Source organism: Acidovorax sp. KPB24-07 (assembly GCF_057543315.1).
On the sequence record NZ_BAAJYS010000604.1, the window covers coordinates 1 to 1,540 of the forward strand.

Annotated in this window: 1 protein-coding gene and 1 pseudogene; one reads left to right on the forward strand and one right to left on the reverse strand. The window is 69.5% G+C overall.

Annotation, left to right across the window (positions count from 1 at the left end; genetic code table 11):
* Nucleotides 1–1,218: FAD-dependent monooxygenase (locus AC27IQ_RS24290; protein WP_487091100.1), on the reverse strand; the 1,218-nt coding region annotated here is incomplete at its 3' end.
* 117 nt (nt 1,219–1,335) lie between these two features.
* On the opposite strand from AC27IQ_RS24290, the pseudogene AC27IQ_RS24295 reads away from it, so the two are divergent.
* Nucleotides 1,336–1,540, forward strand: a pseudogene (locus AC27IQ_RS24295) (SAM-dependent methyltransferase); the annotation flags it as partial.

The window sequence follows — 1,540 nt, forward strand, 5'->3', positions numbered from 1 at the left end:
GGCGGGTGCCGGGGCCGGCGCCGCGCCGACCGTGGGACGCGCCTGGGCCAGCCAGGCCTCGTAGCCCTCCAGCCAGCGCGCATCGCGCAGGCGCAGGTTCTCGTGGCTGATGCGCTGGCTGCGCGTGAGCAGCGAATACGCGAACTGCTCCACCGGCAGCCGGCTGTAGCGCGCCACGTTCTCGAACCACTCGGTGGAGTTGCGCGCGGCGTTCTGGATCTTGAGCACCTCGACGCTGCGGCGCGCCTCGTAGTCGTGCAGCGCCTGCTCCAGGGTCGCGCCGGTGGCCAGCGTCTGGGCCAGGTCGATGGCGTCTTCCAGCGCGAGCTTGGTGCCGCTGCCGATCGAGAAATGCGCCGTGTGCGCGGCATCGCCCATCAGCACGATGGGCACCGCCTTGCCGGCGATGGTTTCGCGGTGCACCCAGGTGCGGCAGATCACGCGCGGAAAGCGGATCCAGTTGGCCGAACCGCGCAGGTGCGTGGCATTGCTGATGAGCGCGTGCCCGCCCAGGTAGGGCGCGAAAAGCCGCTCGCAGAAGGCGATGGCCTCGGGCTGCTCCATGCGGTCCAGCCCGTGGGCCTGCCACACGGCCTCGGGCGTCTCGACGATGAAGGTGGAGGTGTCGGCGTCGAACTGGTAGGCGTGCGCCTGGAACCAGCCGTGCTCGGTCTCTTCGAACGCGAAGGTGAAGGCCTCGAACTTCTGGTGCGTGCCCAGCCACACGAAGCGGCACTGGCGCAGGTCGATGTCGGGCTGGAAGACCTCGGCATAGCGCGTGCGGATGCGGCTGTTCAGGCCGTCGCTGGCGATCACCAGGTCGGCTCGGTAGCGCGCGGCGAGCGCCTGGTCGTCGGCCACGTCGGTCTCGAACACCAGCTCCACGCCCAGCGCCAGGCAGCGCTCCTGCAGGATGTTGAGCAGCCGCTTGCGCCCGATGCCGCAAAAGCCATGGCCGCTGGAGCGCACGCTGCGCCCGCGCAGGAACACCGCCACGTCGTCCCAGTGGTTGAACGCATCGCCGATCTGCGCGGCGGTTTCGGGATCGGCCGCGTGCAGGTTGGCCAGCGTCTGGTCCGACAGCACCACGCCCCAGCCGAAGGTGTCGAACGGCCGGTTGCGCTCCACCACCACGACGCGGTGCGCCGGGTCCTGCCGCTTCATCAGCAGGGCGAAATAAAGGCCGGCGGGACCACCGCCGATGCACAGGATGTTCATGTAAAAACAGTTTAGGCTTAAACGAATTACTGTCAATGGGGCCTGTGCCGATCGGTCGCGCCCGTGTCGGACAACGGCCATTGACGAGGCGTTGGGGCGGTTCAAGAATCGACGGCCATGAAACCGCTGCTGCACGCCCTGCAAGCCCGGCTGGAATCCCTGCCGGTGGACCTGTCGCTCGAACTGCCCGGCGGGCAGCGGCTGGGCCGTGCGCAGGCCCCGGTGGCGCTGCAGTTCCGCGACCGCCGCTCGCTGGCGGCGCTGCTCTCGGGCGAGGTGGGCGACCTGGGCGCGGCCATCGTCGAGGGGCGCGTGCGCTTCG